The following is an 18455-nucleotide window of genomic DNA, read 5'->3' as shown; positions in this document are numbered from 1 at the left end:
AGAGAGAAATCTTACATTTGCCAGGTTGCCCATTACACCTGATAAGCCCTGACGCCGGGGAAGGAGGCCGGGAGGCCCGGCTGGCCGATGCCGGCAGATTTCGGCAGCACAGACGCGCTATCCTCCTCTTTATGTCTCTGGCAGAACCACCCGCCAAAACCCATCCCGATTTCGACCTGGAAACCGACCACCTCGGCGGCACGGTGTCGGCCATGATTCGCCAGATCGAACTCTGGGAAGACCGCGACCGCAACACGGGCGCCGACCTCGAAACCTCGGTGACGATGGCCGACACCGCCGAGGAACACGCCGCCATGCTGAGCGTACATGTCCACCAGCCGTATTTCGGCAGCCTGAAGGTGCGCGTCGGTGGGCGCGAGCAGACCCTCTATATCGGCAAGCACGCCTTTCGCGACGTGGGCGGGCCACACCACGTCATGAGCTGGGACAGCGAGGTGGGCAGCCTGTTTTATTCCGAGGCGCTCGAGTGGACGCCCAAGCGCGGCAGCAAGGGCCAGATTCGGCGGCGGCGGCAACTCGACGTGGCGAAAAAGAAGCTGCTGCGCGTGACCGACCTCTACGACGACGAACAGGGTGGCGACACCGGCGGGCGCGAGGAAGTGCTGCTGCGCCGATTGAAAGAGCAGAGCACCGCCGGAATGCGCGACGTGGTGGAAACGCTCCAGCCCGAGCAGAACGAGGCGATGCGCCACCCCGCCGGAACGCCGGTCATCATCCAGGGGGCCGCCGGGTCGGGCAAGACGACCATCGGCTTTCACCGTCTGGCCTGGATGACCAGTGCCGAGCGCGGGGTGCATCAGGCGCGTGCCGAAGCCTGCATGGTGCTGATGCCCAACCGGGTGCTGGCCGCCTACGCCGCCCGGATTCTGCCGGAACTGGGGATTTCCGGCGTCAGCGTGACCACGCCCGAAGCCTGGGCGACGGGGCTGCTGGGGCTGGAAAAACTGGAAATCACCGACCGCACGCTTTCGCTGCTGCTGACCGACACCGACAACGCACGGCGGGCGCTGGCGTGGCGGCGGGCCAAGCTGCTCGGCGACGCCCGGATGCTCGACGTGGTGCGCACCCACCTCTGGAACAAGTTCGGCGCGGCCATCACGGGCCAGAGTTTGCAGGAAAACATCGAGGTGGCGGGGCGCGGGCTGCTCGCCTTCAGTCTGACGGAAAGCGACCTCGCTGGGCTGCTGCACGACGTGTTCGCGCAGGATCCGCTGGACGGCTACCGGGCCGGATTCCGGCGGCTGGTGGAGCAGGAAGCGGTGAGCCGCCTGCGGGTGCCCGACGAGGAAGAAGCCAGCGTGCGCCGTCAACTCAGCAAACCCCTGACCACGCTGCTGGGGCGCATTTTTGCCTCCACGACGCCCGTGACCGAGGCCCGCCGCCTGCTGGCCGACGCGGGCGCCCTGGCCGCGAGTGGCCTGCTGAGCGACAAGGAAATCCGGCTGCTGCTCGCCGACCCGCTGAGCGGCATTCCCACCCCGCGCCGGGCGCACGCCGACGTGACCGAACTGCCGGTCATGCTGGCGGTGCAGGCGTTTACCGGGGGCATCGGGCGGGCGGTGGGGCGCACGCTGGAACCCTTCGACCATGTGGTGCTCGACGAGGCGCAGGACTACTCGCCGCTGCTGTACGCGCTGCTCGCCCGCGCCTCGCGCCCGGGGCACGTGACCGCGCTGGGCGACCTGAACCAGGGGATGCACGGCTACAAGGGGCCGAGCAAGTGGCAGGACGTGCAGGACCAGTTGCCGGGGGCGCAGGTGCTCACGCTCTCGCGCACCTACCGCAGTACGCGCCAGATTACGGCGCTGGGGGCGCGGATTGCCGAAACCTACAACCGCGCCGCGCAGGTGCAGGGCGTAGACCGCGACGGGGCCGAGGTGCAGCGCTACGAGGGAGGTGACGAGCGGGCGCTGATTGCCCAGGCGGTCAAGGACGCGCAGGCCGCCGGACACACCAACATCGCCATCGTGACGCGGCGCGGCTCGGACGCCGACCGCCTGAGCGCCGAACTGCGCGACTTCGACACCGACGCCCAGCCGATTACCACCCAGGAACACCGCTTTAGGGGCGGGCTGGTCATCTTGCCCGTCAGCCTCGCCAAAGGGCTGGAATTCAGCGCCGCCATCGTGACCGGGGCGAATCAGGCGACCTACGACGAAAGCACCGAGTACGAGCGGCGGCTGCTGTACGTCGCCGCCAGCCGCGCCCTGCACTGGCTGGGGCTGGTGAGCGGGGGGGCGGAGTTGCACCCGCTGGTGCGCTGAGAGGGGTTGATGGATGATGGTTCCGCTTCGCTGATGGAGGATGGAGAAAGAGGGGCTTGAGCGAGGTCATACGGATTCCGCTTAATTCCTGCACAGTCGGGAAAGCGCCGCCTGTGCATCCATATCGCGTAACCCGTATTTTTTCCTACTCGCATCCGCTCTGCTGCGCAGCTTTGCAAGTCGGATTGAATCTGAAACGACCAGATTCAATCGGAATCCGTATCAGTTCGCGAAGGGAAAGCCCTGCTGGCTGCCGGGGTGGAGGGTCAAAGAACGCGGCCCTGTTCTGCCCTCCGCCCCGACCGTCCTTTTCCATCAGCGTAAGCGAACCCATCATCCATCATCTCTGCCCCCGTGCTATCCTCAAATCCCGGAAGCCGCCGCGCTCCGGCCTTTTTTTTGGTGCGCGGCCACTTTGCTTTGCTTAGACCCTTAGACCCTCGACCCTTAGACATTTCCGGAGGGAAATCCATGAAATACATCTTCGTGACCGGCGGCGTCGTCAGCAGCCTCGGCAAAGGCGTGGCGAGTGCGTCCCTGGGCGCCTTGCTGCGGGCGCGTGGCTACAAAGTCACCGCCGTCAAAATCGACCCTTACATCAACATCGACGCGGGCACCATGCGGCCCTACGAGCACGGCGAATGCTTCGTGACGGCGAGCGGGGCCGAGACCGACCTCGACATCGGCAACTACGAGCGCTTTCTCGACCTCGACATTCCGCCGGGCAGCAACATCACCACCGGGCAGGTCTATCAGGAGGTCATCCGCAAGGAACGCGCCGGGGATTACCTGTCGCAGACCGTGCAGGTCATTCCGCACGTCACCGACGAAATCAAGCGCCGGATTCGGGCGGCGGGCGAGTCGGCGGGCGCGGAAATCGTGCTGATCGAGGTCGGCGGCACGGTGGGCGACATCGAGTCGCTGCCCTTCCTGGAAGCCATTCGGCAGTTCAAGTTCGACGAGGGCGACGAAAACGTGCTGTTCCTGCACCTGACGCTGGTGCCGTACCTCGGAACGTCGAACGAGTTCAAGACCAAGCCCACCCAGCACAGTGTCGCCGCGCTGCGCTCCTACGGCATCAGCCCCGACATCGTGATGGTCCGCAGCAAGGACAAGCTGCCCGCCGACATCATCCGCAAAATCGCGGCGTTTACCAGCGTGCGCGAAAACCGCGTGTTTTCCAGCTTCGACGTGGAGCACGTGTATCAGGTGCCGCTGGCGCTGGAGGAGCAGGGGCTGGGCAAGGCCGTCGAAGACCTGCTGGGCCTGGAGCGCACCCACCCCCGCCTGGGCGTGTGGGCCGACGCGGTCAAGACCATCAAGCAGCCGGGGCAAGAGGTCACCATCGCCATCGCGGGCAAGTACACCGCCATGCCCGACGCCTACCTCTCGCTGATGGAATCGCTGACGCACGCGGGCATTGCCAACGACGCCCGCGTGAACATCAAATGGGTCAACGCCGAGGAACTGGCCGAGGCGGGCGAGGGCGAACTCGAAGCGCAATTTGCCGACGTGGACGGCATTCTGGTGCCGGGCGGCTTCGGGATTCGCGGCATCGAGGGCAAGGTCAAGGCCGCCGAGTACGCCCGCACGCGCGGCGTGCCCTACCTGGGCATCTGCCTGGGGATGCAGATTGCGGTCATCGAATATGCCCGCCACGTCGCCGGAATCGAGGACGCCAACTCTGCCGAGTTCGACGAGTACGCCAAGAACAAGGTCATCGACCTGATGCCCGAACAGCTCGAAGTCGAGGGCATGGGCGGGACCATGCGCCTGGGCGACTGGCCGATGGAATTGCAGGGCGGCACCAAAATCGCCGAGCTGTACGGCGTTCCGCAGGGCGGCACCGTCAAGGAGCGCCACCGCCACCGCTACGAGGTCAACCCCGCTTACACCGACCAACTTAAAGCGGCGGGCCTGACCATCTCCGGCGTGACCCCCGGCGTGGAGGGACGCGGCGCGGGTCTGGTCGAGAGCGTGGAAATCGCGGGCCACCCGTTCTTCGTGGCGCTGCAAGCCCACCCCGAATTCAAGAGCCGTCCGATGCGGCCCAGCCCGCCTTTTGCGGGGTTTGTGAAGGCGGCGCTGGAGAGGCAGCAGGCTGAGGGTTGAGAGCGGAGAGTAGAGGGTAAAAAAGGGGCGGAGGCTCTGGCAACAGCTGGAGCCTTCTGCCTTTTGCCTTTCGCCATCTGCCATCAGCCATCCGCCTCCCGCCCTCCGCGTATCCTGCCCCCATGCGTCTTCCCCGCCGTTTTCCCCTGCTGGCCGCCTTTGCCGCTGGCGTCTGGTATCTCCGCAGCGTCTACCGTTTCCGCGACCCGGTGCGCCTTCCGGCCACCCAGGACGCGGGGGCCATCCTCTCGCCCGCCGACGGGCTGGTGTCGTTCGTGCGCCGTATCGAGGGGGGCCGGGCAGACGGGCTGAGCGTGGCCGAACTGCTCGGCACGCCCCAGCAGGAGGGCTGGCTGCTGGGCATTTTCACGGGGCCGCTGGACGTGCATTTCACCTATGCCCCGGCTGAGGGCACCGTGCTCAGCGCAGGTCGCAAGCCGGGAGCGCGGGCCGCCGTGCCCGTGAGCGACGCCGCCCAGCTTCTGGCGGGCCGGGCGGTGGACCTGCTCGGCAGCGCCGCCGTGCGCGGCAACGAGCGCTACAGCTACGCCGTGCAGGGCGAAGGCGGGCAGGTGGTGACGGTGGGCCTGATCGCCCCCGGCGCGGGCCTGAACGCCACCACCTATCTGGACGAGGGCCAGACCGTGCGCCAGGGCAACAAGGCCGCGTTTCTAGCCGAAGGTGGGCTGGTGCTGCTCGCCCTGCCGGACACCGTGACCCCCCAGGTCAGCGTGGGCGAGCGCGTGCGCGGGGCCGAGACGGTGGTGGCGGGGCAGGCCGTCTAGAGCAGTTCTCCGAATGACGTGATGCACGGAACAGCGCCCCGCATCACTCCATTCTCTCCTGCGGAGCTGTACCAGTCTGCTGCGCAGCTTTGCAAGTCCGCCCTGCTCAGTGTTTTGCACTCGCTCTCTGCGAGCTGTCCCAGTCCGCTCGCCAAAAAGACGTTGCGTCTTTTTGTCAAATGCTCTAAACGTCAGACCGTCAAAAGGTCGAACTGCTGGGAAAAGGCGTGTTTATCGCCCTGAGAGCAGGGTAAAGGTCAGCACTTCCGCGTCCGGCAGATGCAGGGGCGAGGCGTCGGGGAGGCTGACCCTCACCCGCCCGCCCGCGAGCTGAGCGGCAGCGTTCAGGAGGGGCGCGTCGGCGGCGGGGTCGAGGGTGCCCCACAGGTGCATGGCCCCGCCTTTCCCTTCCGCTCGCCACAGGCCCGCGCCCACCGGGTCATGGCCCGCGTAGGCCAGCAGCAGCGCGAAGTCGCGGCGACCTTCCAGCCGGGCGGCGAAGTGTTGAGCCAGCAGCCCGGCCCAGTCGAGCGCCTCGTAACTCTCGGCCAGCACTGCCGCCCACGTTGCCAGTTGCAGCCGCGACACCTGCTCCACGGCAATGTGTTCGGTTGCCGTCTTCCCGGCCCGCCACTCGCCCACCCGCAGCCCGCCCACATCCTGCCCGTCCCAGGTGTAGGGCGAGAGCACCAGCGGCGGCGCGCCGTGCCCAGTGAAGAAGGTGTGCAGTTCGGCCTCTGCCGCTTCTGTCGGGGCCTGCGCGACATACGCGGCGTTGAGCGCCAGCACATTCACCCCCGGCGTCTGCAATACGGGGCCGGAGCCGAGGTCACGGCGCTCGGCAGCGAGGGGCCGGAAGTACGCGAGCAGTTCAGACAAAGGCATAGGGCAGAGAGTACCTTCACCCTCTGCCCTGTTCCCTCCCCCCTCCACTCAGTCCGGCCCACTCAATCCGGCAGGTTGACCGCCCGCGCCGCGTCCAGCCAGCCTTCGTCACGCAGGAAGGCGCGGAAGTCGGCCAGCAGCGCCGCCGCTTCGGGCTGCTGCGCGGCGGGTAGGGTGCGCTGCCACGCCTCGCCGGTCAGCTTGGTGTAGGCCAGCAGGGGGGCCGGAGCGCCGAGATGCTCGTCGAGGGCCGCCAGCAGCTCGGCGTGCCGCGCCGCGTCGACGGAAGGCCGGGCCTGGAGATACGCCTGGACAGCCTGGGAGAGCGGCATGGGGGCCAGCGGATGCGCGGGCGTGAGGGCAGGCTGAGGGTCGCGAAAAATCATGCTCCGCAGTCTGGGGCGCGCGTGTCAGCACAGGCTCAGGGGGAGGTCAGCGGCGGGTCAGCCCACACGGCGGCGGTTTTCCAGCAGCATCGCGTCGCCCAGCGAGTAGAAGCGGTAGCCCCGCGCCAGCGCCTCGTCGTAGGCGGCGCGGATACGGTCTTCACCCGCGAAGGCGGCGACGAGCAGCAGCAGCGTGCTGCCGGGCAGGTGCAGGTTGGTGATGAGCAAGTCCGGCACCTGCACGGGCATTTCCGGCGTGATGAAGATGCGCGTCTCCCCGGCTCCGGGCCGCACCTGTTCGCCGTCCCAGGCGCTTTCGAGCGTGCGGACGGTGGTCGTGCCGACTGCCACCACCCTTCGCCCCTCGGCCCTGGCGCGGGTGATGGCGGCGGCGGTTTCGGCGCTCACCTCGTAGCGTTCGGCGTGCATGACGTGGTCGGCCACCGACCCCTGAATCGGCTTGAAGGTGCCCGCCCCCACATGCAGCGTGACGGTGGCCCGCTCCACGCCCATTTCACTCAGGCGGGCGAGCAGTTCGGGCGTGAAGTGCAGTCCGGCGGTGGGGGCCGCCACGCTGCCGGGCGTCCTCGCGTAGACGGTCTGGTAACGCTCGCGCCACGTCTCGTCGCTCTCGCCCGCATCGATGTAGGGCGGCAGCGGCAGGCGGCCAATCTCGTCCAGATGGGGCTTGATGTCGTGGTCGAAGCGCAGCAGGCGGGCACCGTCGTCCAGCACACCCACCACTTCGGCGCGGTGGTCGCCCAGAAACAGTTCGTTTCCGGCGCGGCGGGCGGGCCTCAGGTAGGCGCTCCAGACGTTCGCGCCCTGGTCGAATTCCTCACGCAGCAGCAGCACCTCGACCGTGCCGCCGCCGAAGCCGTTCACGACAGGTTTGCGGGCCAGCACGCGGGCCGGAATCACCCGCGACTCGTTGAACACCAGCAGGTCGCCGGGGCGCAGCAGGTCGGGCAACTCGCGGAAGACGCGGTGCTGCACCTCGTCGCCCACCACCATCAGGCGCGAGGTGTCACGCGGCTCGGCCCCGGTCTGGGCGATGCGGGATTCGGGCAGGTCGAAGTGCAGCCGCACCAGCACCTCGTCGGCAGTCGCAGGGGCAGCCATTCAGCCTTCGCCCGCCGCTTCCTTGTTCTTCTGGCGGGCCGGCATCAAGGCACCCTCGATGTCGGGCAGATGAAAAAAGCGGTCGGCGGCGTCAATCAGGTTCTGGCTGGTGTGTTCGCGGAAGGCGATGACCTCCACCCGTTTGCCGCGCTCCTGCAAGACCTCCACGATGTCGGTGAAGTCGCCGTCGCCGCTGCCCAGCACGATGATGTCGAGGTGATCCATCAGCCGGAACATGTCGGCCACGATGCCCATGTCCCAGTTGCCGCTGTAGATCGGCTTGCCGTCGTCGGTGACGTGGTGCAGCGTCAGGTTCATGCGCCGCACCTTGTAGCCCAGGGTCGAGAGCTTGTAGATGAACGGGCGCGAGGTCGCTTCGCCTTCACGCTCCACGGTGTAGCTGATGGCGTGGACGAGTTCGCGCTCGGCGGTGGCACAGTTCAGAATCGTTTCGAAGTTGACGGTGCGTTCCAGCAGGTCGCGGGCCGAGTGGTAGAGATTCTGCGTGTCGATGAACACCCCGACGCGGGGGCGATGAACCACGTACTGCATTGGGTTTCTCCTGTTGTGGTGAGACCGAAAGAGGGAAAGCGAAAAAGGCAAGGTGGGCCAAACCTGGAGGCCAGGACCGAAAAAGGGGGCCGCTGGCCCGCCGCCCAGCATAGGCCCGGCGCGGGAGGTTGTGAAGGGCCGGGCCGCAGTCGAGACGACCCGGCTGCCCCGCCCGGCCCGGCTGCGTTACCCTGGCCGCATGACCAGCCCGACCGCCCAGGACGCCCTTGCTCAGGCCCAGGCCGCCTACGCCGAACTCAAGGCGCGTGGCCTGAAACTCAACCTTCAGCGCGGCCAGCCCGCCGACGCCGACTTCGACCTCAGCAACCCGATGCTGGGCATCCTCGGTGAGGGGGACACCCACTTCGACGGCCTCGACCTGCGCAACTACCCCGGCGGCATCGGCGGCCTGCCCTCGGCGCGGGCGATGTTCGGGGCCTACCTCGACCTCAAGCCCGAAAACGTGCTGGTGTGGAACAACTCCAGCCTGGAACTTCAGGGGCTGGTGCTGGGTTTTGCGCTGCTGCACGGCGTGCGCGGCTCTGAAGGTGGGTGGGTTCACCAGAAACCCAAGATGATCGTGACCGTGCCCGGCTACGACCGCCACTTCCTGCTGCTTCAGACGATGGGCTTCGAACTGCTGACGGTGGATATGCAGTCCGACGGCCCCGACGTGGACGCCGTAGAAAAGCTGGTGGCGAGCGACCCCTCGGTCAAGGGCATCCTGTTCGTGCCGACCTATTCCAACCCCGGCGGCGAGACGGTCAGCGAGGAAAAAGCCCGCAGGCTCGCTGGTCTGAAGGCGGCGGCCCCCGATTTCACCATCTTCGCCGACGACGCCTACCGCGCCCACCACCTCTTCGAGGAGCGCGACACGCCCGTCAACTTCGTGGCGCTGTGCCGGGACGCCGGGCACCCCGACCGCGCCTTCGTGTTCGCTTCGACCTCCAAAATCACCTTCGCGGGCGCGGGCCTGGGCTTCGTCGGCAGCAGCGAAGACAACATCGGGTGGCTCGGCAAGTACCTCAACGCCCAGAGCATCGGTCCCAACAAGGTCGAGCAGGCGCGGCACGTCAAGTTCCTGCAAGCCTACGAAGGCGGGCTGGAAGGGCTGATGCGCGACCACGCCAAACTCATCGCCCCCAAGTTTCAGGCGGTCTACGACGCCTTGAGCGCCGAACTCGGGGAAGGCGGCGGCGGCTACGCGACGTGGCGCACGCCGCGCGGCGGGTATTTCATCAGCCTCGACACGGTGGACCCGGTGGCGGACCGCGTGGTGCAGCTGGCCGACGAAGCGGGCATCAGCCTGACCCCGGCGGGCGCGACCTACCCCGGCGGCAAAGACCCCCACAACGCCAACATCCGCCTCGCGCCCACCCGGCCCCCGCTGGAAGAGGTCGAAGTCGCCATGCGCGGCGTCGCCACCTGCGTGAAACTGGCGGCAGAGGAGTACCGCGCCGGACAGAGGTAAGAGGGGAGGGGACTCTTCTTATTGACAACGTGCAAAGTTGGTCTCAAGCCTGCTGTGCCGACTGGCTCTGAGCCATAGGCCATGAGCCATGAAGAGGCTGTTCAGAGCTCATGGCCCATAGCTCATGGCAAGGGGAACATGGTTTCTCAGCAGGTGATACGGATTCACCTCGGGTGCGGCGGAATCTAAGCTGCTGAACGCACGTAGCGCTCTAGGTGCAGCATCAGGTTGTGGGCCGCAACCGCACGGCACGTGCGGGCTACGACGGCCTGGAAGGAATTCAGCTGCACCTCACCCAGAGAGCAGCATCTCGCTAACCTGGAAAAGACCGATTCTATGCGCTTTCTTAGTTTCCCCAGCACCGGTGGCCATGCCACCGGTGTCTTCGCGTTCTCCCGTGACTTGGCGTACACGCCACTCCCGACGTAGCCTTTGTCCCCAAGCGTGCGGCTGCGTTCGTATTCAGAGAGCAGCTCACGGGCCACGCCCTGCTCGGATTCGTTGGCAGCGACAATGGCAAACTTCGTGAAGTAGCCCTGCGTGTCGACGACGCCGTGAAGCTTGTAGCCCATCACCCAGCCCATACTCCCTGGGCCTATTTTTGCTTCTGACTGCTGTCTGGGCCGCTTCATTCGGGCACCCTGAGCAATGGGGAGGGGTTTACTGTCGATAATGAGGATGTCTGCATCTTTCGGGCTGAGGGACAGCCCGAAAGATGCGATGAGATGCCTGGCTGCGAGTAAATGGCGGTGGTAGCGACTGCGTTCGGGGAGGTGTGGGAAGAGGTCGGCGTAAAGCTGACGAACGAGGGCGAACCAGGTCTCGCTGTTCTTCTGACCAAGAAGGTCGCCCACGAGGGCGATAGTGATCAGTTCAGAAGGAGTGGCCTGACGGTTGCGGGCCATGGGAAGCTGGTAGCTTCCCATGGCGCTGAGCAGTTGGAGATGGTCGTCGACAAGGACGTAGGCCAGTGTGAAGAGGTCGGGCAGGCTAAAATATTCCAGAAGCTGGCTGGTTCGCATAACCCCAGCTTCGCTTTTTTCGCCCCTTCTTGCGCCGCACCCGAGGTGATTCCGCTTAATTCCTGCACAGTCGGGAAGGCGCCGCCTGTGCATCCATATCGCGAAATCCGTATCTTTTCCTACTCCTTTCAGTCGGATTGAATCCAGAAATCTGCTGGATTCAATCGGAATCCGTATTACACCCCCTGAATCACCGCCAGCTGCTTCGTCACGTCCCTCATCACGTCCTGCACCGAGGCGACGCCGCAGGTCAGCAGGCGGGCATATTCGTCCACCGTGATCGGCCCGAGTTCGGCTCCGCCCTGCACCTCGATCAAGAGGCCGGTGTCGGTGGCAATCACGTTGAGGTCGGCGCGGGCCACCTTGTCTTCCTCGTAGTCGAGGTCCACGCGCAGTTCGTCGCCGATCAGACCCACGCTGATGGCCCCGACGTTGTGCACAATCGGCCACTCGCTGAGCTGTCCGGAGTTGATGAGGCGGTCACAAAAGTCGTGCAGCGCGGCATGTCCGGCCAGCACGCTGGCCACGCGGGTGCCGCCGTCGGCCACCAGCACGTCGCAGTCCACGTAGAGGGTCTGATTTTTGAAAGGGCGCAGGTCCATGCTGGAGCGCAGCGCCCGCCCGAGAAGCCGCTGAATCTCGTGGCGGCGGCCATTTTGCAGGCTGCGTTCGCGTGCCTGGCGGTCGGTGGTCGAGCGCGGCAGCATGGAGTACTCGGCGGTCAGCCAGCCTTCCTTTTTGCCGCGCATGTGGGGGGCAGGCTTGTCGTCGAGGGTGACGGTCGCCAGGATTTCGGTGCGGCCCATTTTGAGGTGGGCGCTGCCGGGAGCGTGGGGGTTGACGCCGCGCTGCACCGACACCGGGCGCGGGGTCAGGGCGTCTCGGCCCTCACGGACGGGAAGTTTGGAAAGGGTCATGTCGTCGTGAACTCGATTCTGGGAGAGGAGGAAGGGGAGGCCGCGTCTGCCCCACTGTTCTGGGCCAGCAGGGTGCTCAGCAGGGGCCGCAGGGCAACAGGGTCGCCGGTGGTCAGGTAAGTCACCGCGCCCGGCCCCGAAGTTTCGCGCAGCAGCCCGGCCCGCGCCAGCACGTTGCGGGTGTGCCGGGCCACCGCCGCGCCGCTGTCTACCAGGGCAAAGGTGTCGCCGAATTCGGCACGGATGCTGCCCGCCAGAAAAGGGTAATGGGTGCAGCCCAGAACGAGCTGGTCGGCCCCGGCCCCAGCCAGTGGGGTCAGAATCTCGCGCAGCACGGCGCGGGTGTCCGGGCTGTCGGCCTTGCCCGCCTCGACCAGCGGGACCAGGGCGGTGCTGACCGCCTGCATCACCCGCACGCCCGCTGGCTCGGCCCACTGCCGAATCACGTCGGCGAGCAGGGTGCCGCGCAGGGTGCCGGGGGTCGCCAGTACGCCCACCACGCCGCTTTTGGTGGCGGTCACCGCCGGTTTGACTGCCGGAACCAGGCCGATAATCGGCAACTCGAACCGTTCGCGCAGGTGCGACAGGCTGAAGGCCGAGGCCGTGTTGCAGGCCACCACCACGGCCCCCACCCCCCGGCGGTGCAGTTCGGACACGGCGCGGTCGGTCAGGTCACGGATGTCCTCGTCGCTGCGGGCACCGTAGGGCATGTGGGCGAGGTCGGCGAGGTACAGAAAGTCCTCGCCGGGCAGGGCGCGGCGCAACTCGGCCAGGACGCTCAGCCCACCCACGCCGCTGTCGAAGACGCCGATGGGAAGGGCGGGGTGGGGGGCGGGGGCGGAACTCACGGGGGGCATGATAGCGGGCGGGGGGGAGAAGCGGTTTGGTTGGAAGGGGTTAGAAGCTGAGGCTCCGGCTCTCTACCCCTCCCCTCTCTCCCCTTCCCCCTCCGCCTGCCGGTCCAGGCTTTCCACCGCCTGCACCGCCACCGCCGCCACCTGAATGAGTTCTTCGCGGTAGGCGCTGAGGTCGGGGAGGTTGCCGACGTGGTGTTCGAGCGCGGCGTTGTTGACCTCGCCCACTTCTTCGCCCAGCACCATCAGCCACAGTTCGGGGGGAAAGTTCTGGACCCCCCATTTGGCGTGCTGGCGCTCCCGTTCCCGCGCGACTTCGGCCAGGACAGAGGCGGTGCGGGCGGTCAAGCGAGGGCCTCGCGGAAGGTCTGGCCCAGCGCCCGCATGCCCTGCGTGATCTGCTCGGGGGTCGCGCTGCTGTAGCTCAGGCGCATGGTGTTCTGGCCGCCGCCGAGGGCGAAAAAGGGCTGGCCGGGCACGTAGGCCACCTTGTTCTCGACGGCGCGGGGCAAGAGGGCCACCGTATCCACCCCCTGCGGCAACGTCACCCACAGGAACATGCCGCCCTCGGGCCGGGTGTACGCCACGCCCGCCGGAAACTGCTCGTCCATCTGGCGGAGCATGTGGGCGCCGCGCTCGCGGTAGGCAGCCCCCACCGTTTCGATTTGCGCCGGAAGCAGCGGCAAAAGCTCCGTCATCATCATCTGGTTGAGGGTCGGGGTGTGCAGGTCGGCCCCCTGCTTGGCCTGAATCAGCTTGGCGACGATGGGAGAAGCGGCCTCGATCCAGGCGTCGCGCAGCCCCGGCACCAGCGTCTTGGAAAAACTGGAGCAGTACACGACGTGGTTGCGGTCCACGTCGCCCGCGAGTTCCAGACCGAGTGCGTAGAGGCTCGGCAGGGCTTCACCCGTAAAGCGCAGTTCGCCGTAGGGGTCGTCCTCGATGAGCAGGACGCCATGCTGCGCGGTGAGTTCCACCAGACGGCGGCGGCGCTCCAGGCTCAGGGTGCGCCCGGTGGGGTTCTGGAAGTTGGGAATGGCATAGAGCAGCTTGGCCTTGGTGGTCTGAAGGAGGCGTTCGAGCGCGTCCACGTCGATGCCGCCCTCGTCGGTGGGCACCTGCGCGTACTGCGGCAGGTACGGCTGGAAGGATTGCAGCGCCCCCAGGTAGGTCGGCGCCTCGACCAGCACGGTGTCGCCCTCGTTGATCAGGATTTTGCCGAGCAGGTCCAGCCCCTGCTGGCTGCCGGTCACGATCTGGACATTCTGCGCGGGAATGCCGTGCCGCTCAGCTATCCACTCGCGCAGCGGCGGGTGGCCCTCGGTGGTGGAGTATTGCAGCGCGGCGGGGCCGTATTTGTTCAGCGCGGTTTCGGCGGCCTGCCGCACGGCGTCCAGCGGAAACAGTTCGGGCGCGGGCAGGCCCCCGGCAAAGGAAATCACGTCGGGCTGCTGGGTAATCTTGAGGATTTCGCGGATGGCGCTGGCGGTCATGGTCTGGGCGCGGCGCGAAATCAGGGCGGACAGGTCAGGCAGGGCAGAGGAAGTGGACATGGCCGCATGTTATACGGATTCCGCTTAATTCCTGCACAGTCGGGAAAGCGCCGCCTGTGCATCCATATCGCAGAATCCGTATTTTTTCCTACTCGCATCCGCTCGGATTGAATCTGAAACTACCAGATTCAATCGGAATCCGTATTAAGCGTGTTTCCTGGCCCCCTCTCCCCTGTTCCGCTCAGGTTGACAGGACAGGTGCCCGAGCGAGCGGGTAAAGTGGGTCCGTCACAAAAGGAGGCACCCTATGCTCGTTACCGGTAAAGACATTCTGGTTCCCGCCCGCAAAGGCAAGTACGCCGTCGGTGCGTTCAACACCAACAACATGGAAATCACCCAGGCGATCATCCACACCGCCGAGCGTCTGCGTTCGCCCGTCATCGTGCAGATGAGCGAAGGGGCGATCAAGTACGGCGGGCAGGACCTCGCCAACATCGTCATCGACATCGCCACCCGCGCTACCGTGCCTGTCGCACTGCACCTCGACCACGGCAGCAGTTACGAGTCGGCACTGAAGGCCATCAAGATGGGCTTTACCTCGGTGATGATCGACGCCTCGCACCACCCCTTCGACGAAAACGTGCATGAAACGGGGCGCGTGGTCGAGGCCGCTCACGCGATGGGCATCAGCGTGGAAGCCGAACTCGGACGCCTCGGCGGAATCGAGGAGCATATCGTCGTGGACGAGAAGGACGCCTTCCTGACCGACCCCGAAGAAGCCGTCAAGTTCGTCGAACTGACGGACGTGGACTACCTCGCCATCGCCATCGGCACCAGCCACGGCGCGTACAAGGGCAAGGGGCGTCCCTTTATCGACCAGGCCCGCATCAAGAAGATCGGCGAACTGCTGAGCATTCCCCTCGTCGCGCACGGCTCCAGCGGCGTGCCTGCCGAAATCGTGCAGCGCCTGCGCGACTCGGGCGGCGAAATCGGGGACGCGGCGGGCATCGCCGACGAAGACCTCACCGAAGCGGCGGGCTACGGCATCGCCAAGGTGAACGTGGACACGGATTTGCGCCTCGCCAGCACCGTCGGCATCCGCGAAGTGCTCAAGGCCAACCCCAAGGAATTCGACCCCCGCAAGGTCTTCGGCCCCGCCCGCGACCTGATGAGCAAAATCGTCGAGCACAAGATGAAGGTGCTCGGCAGCGTCGGCAAAGCGTAATACGGATTCCGCTTAATTCCTGCACAGTCGGGAAAGCGCCGCCTGTGCATCCATATCGCGTAACCCGTATTTTTTCCTACTCGCATCCGCTCTGCTGCGCAGCTTTGCAAGTCGGATTGAATCTGAAACTACCAGATTCAATCGGAACCCGTATAAGACGCAGAGGGTAAAGGGTGGAGGGTACAGGGGTCAGTCCCTATACCCTCCACCCTTCACCCTATACTTTCCCCCAATGTCGGAAGAAATCGTCGTCAAGCAGACCATGCCCATGCGCGGGCGGCCCGAAGTGCTGTACCGCCTCGCCCTGGATCCGCGCCGCCGCGCCGCCTGGGACTCCAATCTGGTCAGCGCGGCCTACAGCAGCGAGGGTCAGAAGCTCGCGCAAAACGCCCTGGTGGACTTCAAATTCGTGCGGCGACTCCTGGGGCTGAAGTTTCAGGCCAGATACGGGCAACTGGTGGCCTCGCAGCGCGGCGGCTGGGAAGCGGTCAGACCTTTTGGCCCGCTGGAAAAGTTCTCGCAGCAGTGGAACTTCAAGCCGATGCCCGGCGGCACCGAAGTCACGCTGACGGTCAAGGGCACGGTGCGCTACCGCTGGATTCGCACGCAGATGGAGCGCATCCTGCACAACCTGACCATCAGCACCCTGATGGACCTGCAACGCCAGATCGACGCGCCCACCGCGCAACTGGTCGAAGACATGGGCCGCGAAATGGCCGAGAAGCAAAAAGCCGAGGAGAAAGCTGCCAAGGCCGCTGCGAAGGCTGCCCGCAAAAAGAAGTAGACTGACAGAATGTCGCCCCTCAGCCTGCTCCCACTTCTGGGGGCGGCTTTTTTGCTGTCGCCTGCTTCCCCTGCCGGAGAATTCAACATGACCCAAACCGCCCGTCCCCTGCGGCAACTCGAACAGTACCTTCAGCCCCAGACCGGCGAACGCGCCCGCCTGAGCTTCGATGGGCAAACCACCCGACTTGAACGCGAGGGACGGACAGCGGCACAGACTCCGCCTCCTTTCGACGAAGCCGCCGAGCGCGAAAAGCTGCGCGCGCAGATGGAGCAGAGCGCCAGCGCTCCCGAATTCAGGATGTGGCGCGAAATGCTGATAGGACGGCTGGGGTCACGCGAAGCCGCCCGGCAGGAATTTTTGCGTCTGGGCCTGCCGCAAAAGCTCTGGGACGAACTGGACACCTTCGACCGGCGCATGGGCCGCACGCTGAGTGACGCGCCCAATGTCGTGCCCGAAAGCTACAGTTCGGCCCTGGTCACGGCGGAGGAAGTGCAGAACTCGCCCCTGTGGAACCCGCCCGCCGAACTGCGCCGCCGCTTTGCGAGCATCTGGGCCGCTGAAATTAACATTGTGCCGCCTGGGGCCGAGGTGGGCCTGTGGGAAAGGTCGCTGGAACTGGCGAGGGAAGGCTTTCTTCGGATATCACCGCGCCGCGCTGACGGCTCTTTGTGGCTGACGCCGGGGCTGGAGCCGCACCGCGCCGAACTGCGGGGGCTGGAGCGGCCCGTGGTGCGGCCCTATCCCACGGCGGGCCAGCCTGCCGCCTGGGACAGCAAATTCGGCGGCGTGCCCTACCGTCCCGTCGGCAGCGCGTGGCCCCTGGACGTGCACGGCGCACCGCTGCCTTTTCTGGCGCAGATCAATCTGGCGCAGGCCAACGCGGGGGGCCATCTGCCCGACTTGCCCCGGCGCGGGCTGCTGCAATTTTTCGTCAGCCACGCCGGAGAGCGGGTGCTGTACTGGCCCGACCCCGTGCAGGACGAGGCCGCGCTGACCCGCGAGGTGCCCGAATTGGAGGACTATCAGGAAGAGATGTTCAGCCCGCCCGAACAGGCGATGGGCTTCGTGCCCGACAGCGAACTCCCGTCCAGTCTGGATGACCGCCTGGGCTTCGCGCGGTCCGCAGACGAAACGGACCAGCAGGGCGAGGACAACGCCAACCTGCGTCCCAACGGCCACCGCCTGCGCGGATATCCGATGGTCATCAACACCTTTCACCCCGCCGCCGAGAACGTGCAACTGCTCTTTCAGTTCGACGGTGACGATTATGGCGGGCAGTTGTTCGGAGACAGCGGCGGCATGGGCGGCTGGGCAGGCTTTTTCATTCGCCCGGACGACCTCGGCAATCTGGACTTCTCGCGGGTGTGGGCGGAACTGGACGCCTTCTGAGCGGGGCGGGCCGCCCTGCTACAGTTTGTGCATGACAACACAAAATCTGGAGGCGGGCGCTCAGCCGCGCTGGAAAGTGATCGGGCCGGGGCTGCTGGTGGCCGCCACGGGCGTAGGGGCCGCCGACCTCGTCGCTACGCTGGTGGCGGGCAGCAAGTACGGCTACGCGCTGCTCTGGACGGTGCTGCTGGGCTGCCTGCTCAAGATCGTGCTGGTCGAAGGGGCGGGGCGCTACTCGCTGGCGACGGGCAAGACCATCTTCGAGGGCTGGCAGTCGCTGGGGCGCTGGGCCACCGTCTATTTCGGCATCTACATCGTTCTCTGGGGCTTCGTGTACGGGGCCGCCGCCATGTCGGGCACCGGGATTCCGCTGCACGCCCTGATGCCGGGCCTCAGCGTGGAAACGTGGGGCATCCTCTCGGCGCTGCTGGGGCTGGCGCTGGTGTGGTTCGGGCGCTACGAAGTGTTCGAGAAATTCATGGCGCTGCTGGTCGGGCTGATGTTCGTGGCGATGGTCGGCGCGGCCATCATGACCCTGCCCAACCTGGGCGACATCCTGCGCGGGCTGGTGCCGAGCATTCCCGAAGGCAGCGTCATCAACGTGCTCAGCCTCGCCGGGGGCGTGGGCGGCACCATCACCCTGGCGGCCTACGGCTACTGGCTGCGCGAAAAAGGCTGGATCACCCCGCGCTTCATGAACGTGATGAGGCTCGACAACAATGTGGCCTACATCGTGACGGGCCTGTTCGTCCTCTCGACGCTGATTGTGGGCGCCGAGCTGCTGTACTCGGCCAAAATCGCTGTCGAGAGCGGCGAAAAGGGCCTGCTCGACCTTTCCGACATCCTGGGGCAGCGCTACGGCGGCTGGGCCAAGTACGTGTTTCTGGTCGGATTCGCCGCCGCCGCGTACTCCTCGCTGCTGGGCGTGTGGAACGGCGTGTCGCTGATGTTCGCCGACTTCGTGGGCAAGCTGCGCGGCCTGTCCTCGGGCCACCCCGACACCCGCGTGGGCGGCAAGTATTATACGGATTCCGATTGAATCCAGCAGATTTCTGGATTCAATCCGACTGAAAGGAGTAGGAAAAGATACGGATTTCGCGATATGGATGCACAGGCGGTGTAGTTCCGACTGTGCAGGAATTTAGCGGAATCCGTATTACAAGTGGTACA

The 18455-nt window shown here is 66.0% G+C and carries 17 protein-coding genes; 8 read left to right on the top strand and 9 right to left on the bottom strand.

Annotated elements, in window-relative coordinates; genetic code table 11:
- Positions 1-131: 131 nt before the first annotated feature.
- The 3 genes from G6R31_RS03095 to G6R31_RS03085 all read left to right on the top strand — a co-directional run bounded on the left by G6R31_RS03095 (position 132) and on the right by G6R31_RS03085 (position 5182).
- Complete coding sequence (locus tag G6R31_RS03095) at positions 132-2285, top strand: HelD family protein (protein ID WP_308422349.1); 2154 nt, start codon at positions 132-134, stop codon at positions 2283-2285.
- Between the two features lie 471 nt (positions 2286-2756).
- Positions 2757-4397: a CTP synthase gene (locus tag G6R31_RS03090; protein WP_017871632.1), complete on the top strand. Its 1641-nt coding sequence runs from the start codon at positions 2757-2759 to the stop codon at positions 4395-4397.
- 122 nt (positions 4398-4519) lie between these two features.
- Positions 4520-5182 carry a phosphatidylserine decarboxylase gene (locus tag G6R31_RS03085; protein ID WP_017871631.1) on the top strand — a complete coding sequence of 221 codons (663 nt, stop codon included), beginning with the start codon at positions 4520-4522 and terminating at the stop codon, positions 5180-5182.
- Positions 5183-5413: 231 nt separating this feature from the next.
- On the opposite strand, the gene G6R31_RS03080 is transcribed toward G6R31_RS03085, so the two are convergent.
- The 4 genes from G6R31_RS03080 to G6R31_RS03065 all read right to left on the bottom strand — a co-directional run bounded on the left by G6R31_RS03080 (position 5414) and on the right by G6R31_RS03065 (position 8127).
- Positions 5414-6067, bottom strand: a complete 654-nt coding sequence (locus G6R31_RS03080; RefSeq protein ID WP_017871630.1) for a hypothetical protein — start codon at positions 6065-6067, stop codon at positions 5414-5416.
- A gap of 62 nt (positions 6068-6129) precedes the next feature.
- Positions 6130-6453 carry a hypothetical protein gene (locus tag G6R31_RS03075; protein WP_017871629.1) on the bottom strand — a complete coding sequence of 108 codons (324 nt, stop codon included), beginning with the start codon at positions 6451-6453 and terminating at the stop codon, positions 6130-6132.
- A 57-nt stretch (positions 6454-6510) separates the two neighbouring features.
- The gene (queA, locus tag G6R31_RS03070) at positions 6511-7575 is read right to left on the bottom strand and encodes a tRNA preQ1(34) S-adenosylmethionine ribosyltransferase-isomerase QueA (RefSeq protein WP_017871628.1); all 1065 of its coding nucleotides are present in this window, start codon (positions 7573-7575) and stop codon (positions 6511-6513) included.
- The gene (locus tag G6R31_RS03065; protein WP_017871627.1) at positions 7576-8127 is read right to left on the bottom strand and encodes a LabA-like NYN domain-containing protein; all 552 of its coding nucleotides are present in this window, start codon (positions 8125-8127) and stop codon (positions 7576-7578) included.
- A gap of 199 nt (positions 8128-8326) precedes the next feature.
- Here G6R31_RS03065 and G6R31_RS03060 point away from each other — a divergent pair, with 199 nt between their 5' ends.
- Entirely contained in the window at positions 8327-9598 is a 1272-nt protein-coding gene (locus G6R31_RS03060) for an aspartate aminotransferase type Ic (RefSeq protein ID WP_025567977.1), read from the top strand.
- 185 nt (positions 9599-9783) lie between these two features.
- Here the strand turns inward: G6R31_RS03060 and G6R31_RS03055 are convergent, their stop codons facing one another.
- The 5 genes from G6R31_RS03055 to G6R31_RS03035 form a co-directional block, all read right to left on the bottom strand.
- Complete coding sequence (locus G6R31_RS03055; RefSeq protein ID WP_114671024.1) at positions 9784-10620, bottom strand: transposase; 837 nt, start codon at positions 10618-10620, stop codon at positions 9784-9786.
- Between the two features lie 176 nt (positions 10621-10796).
- Complete coding sequence (rph, locus tag G6R31_RS03050) at positions 10797-11537, bottom strand: ribonuclease PH (protein WP_017872070.1); 741 nt, start codon at positions 11535-11537, stop codon at positions 10797-10799.
- The gene (gene murI, locus G6R31_RS03045; protein ID WP_192825862.1) at positions 11534-12385 is read right to left on the bottom strand and encodes a glutamate racemase; all 852 of its coding nucleotides are present in this window, start codon (positions 12383-12385) and stop codon (positions 11534-11536) included. Before murI ends, rph begins: the two co-directional genes overlap by 4 nt.
- A gap of 72 nt (positions 12386-12457) precedes the next feature.
- Positions 12458-12739, bottom strand: a complete 282-nt coding sequence (locus G6R31_RS03040) for a nucleoside triphosphate pyrophosphohydrolase family protein (RefSeq protein WP_017870921.1) — start codon at positions 12737-12739, stop codon at positions 12458-12460.
- Positions 12736-13944, bottom strand: a complete 1209-nt coding sequence (locus G6R31_RS03035) for an aminotransferase-like domain-containing protein (protein ID WP_017870920.1) — start codon at positions 13942-13944, stop codon at positions 12736-12738. The genes G6R31_RS03040 and G6R31_RS03035 overlap by 4 nt, the downstream gene beginning before the upstream one ends.
- A gap of 247 nt (positions 13945-14191) precedes the next feature.
- On the opposite strand from G6R31_RS03035, the gene fba reads away from it, so the two are divergent.
- From fba to G6R31_RS03015, 4 genes are all read left to right on the top strand, one after another.
- Complete coding sequence (gene fba, locus G6R31_RS03030) at positions 14192-15109, top strand: class II fructose-1,6-bisphosphate aldolase (RefSeq protein ID WP_017870919.1); 918 nt, start codon at positions 14192-14194, stop codon at positions 15107-15109.
- Positions 15110-15341: 232 nt separating this feature from the next.
- On the top strand, positions 15342-15893 hold the full coding sequence (locus G6R31_RS03025; RefSeq protein WP_017870918.1) for an SRPBCC family protein: 552 nt from the start codon (positions 15342-15344) through the stop codon (positions 15891-15893).
- A gap of 9 nt (positions 15894-15902) precedes the next feature.
- The gene (locus G6R31_RS03020; protein ID WP_017870917.1) at positions 15903-17285 is read left to right on the top strand and encodes a YwqG family protein; all 1383 of its coding nucleotides are present in this window, start codon (positions 15903-15905) and stop codon (positions 17283-17285) included.
- A gap of 31 nt (positions 17286-17316) precedes the next feature.
- A complete protein-coding gene (locus tag G6R31_RS03015) occupies positions 17317-18324 on the top strand; it encodes an Nramp family divalent metal transporter (RefSeq protein WP_081608285.1) in 1008 nt (335 codons plus the stop codon).
- The last annotated feature ends 131 nt before the right edge of the window (positions 18325-18455 follow it).

This window comes from Deinococcus wulumuqiensis R12 (genome assembly GCF_011067105.1).
GTDB classification, from domain to species: Bacteria; Deinococcota; Deinococci; order Deinococcales; family Deinococcaceae; genus Deinococcus; species Deinococcus wulumuqiensis.
Note: the sequence above shows the minus strand (reverse complement) of the source record. Positions and strands in the feature narration are given on the sequence as shown.

Bases quoted from the DNA above. Each gene is read 5' to 3' on its own strand.
- G6R31_RS03095 (WP_308422349.1), top strand. From the start codon at position 132: ATGTCTCTGGCAGAACCACCCGCCAAAACCCATCCCGATTTCGACCTG.
- G6R31_RS03090 (WP_017871632.1), top strand. From the start codon at position 2,757: ATGAAATACATCTTCGTGACCGGCGGCGTCGTCAGCAGCCTCGGCAAA.
- G6R31_RS03085 (WP_017871631.1), top strand. From the start codon at position 4,520: ATGCGTCTTCCCCGCCGTTTTCCCCTGCTGGCCGCCTTTGCCGCTGGC.
- G6R31_RS03080 (WP_017871630.1), bottom strand. From the start codon at position 6,067: ATGCCTTTGTCTGAACTGCTCGCGTACTTCCGGCCCCTCGCTGCCGAG.
- G6R31_RS03075 (WP_017871629.1), bottom strand. From the start codon at position 6,453: ATGATTTTTCGCGACCCTCAGCCTGCCCTCACGCCCGCGCATCCGCTG.
- queA (WP_017871628.1), bottom strand. From the start codon at position 7,575: ATGGCTGCCCCTGCGACTGCCGACGAGGTGCTGGTGCGGCTGCACTTC.
- G6R31_RS03065 (WP_017871627.1), bottom strand. From the start codon at position 8,127: ATGCAGTACGTGGTTCATCGCCCCCGCGTCGGGGTGTTCATCGACACG.
- G6R31_RS03060 (WP_025567977.1), top strand. From the start codon at position 8,327: ATGACCAGCCCGACCGCCCAGGACGCCCTTGCTCAGGCCCAGGCCGCC.
- G6R31_RS03055 (WP_114671024.1), bottom strand. From the start codon at position 10,620: ATGCGAACCAGCCAGCTTCTGGAATATTTTAGCCTGCCCGACCTCTTC.
- rph (WP_017872070.1), bottom strand. From the start codon at position 11,537: ATGACCCTTTCCAAACTTCCCGTCCGTGAGGGCCGAGACGCCCTGACC.
- G6R31_RS03035 (WP_017870920.1), bottom strand. From the start codon at position 13,944: ATGTCCACTTCCTCTGCCCTGCCTGACCTGTCCGCCCTGATTTCGCGC.
- fba (WP_017870919.1), top strand. From the start codon at position 14,192: ATGCTCGTTACCGGTAAAGACATTCTGGTTCCCGCCCGCAAAGGCAAG.
- G6R31_RS03025 (WP_017870918.1), top strand. From the start codon at position 15,342: ATGTCGGAAGAAATCGTCGTCAAGCAGACCATGCCCATGCGCGGGCGG.
- G6R31_RS03020 (WP_017870917.1), top strand. From the start codon at position 15,903: ATGTCGCCCCTCAGCCTGCTCCCACTTCTGGGGGCGGCTTTTTTGCTG.
- G6R31_RS03015 (WP_081608285.1), top strand. From the start codon at position 17,317: ATGACAACACAAAATCTGGAGGCGGGCGCTCAGCCGCGCTGGAAAGTG.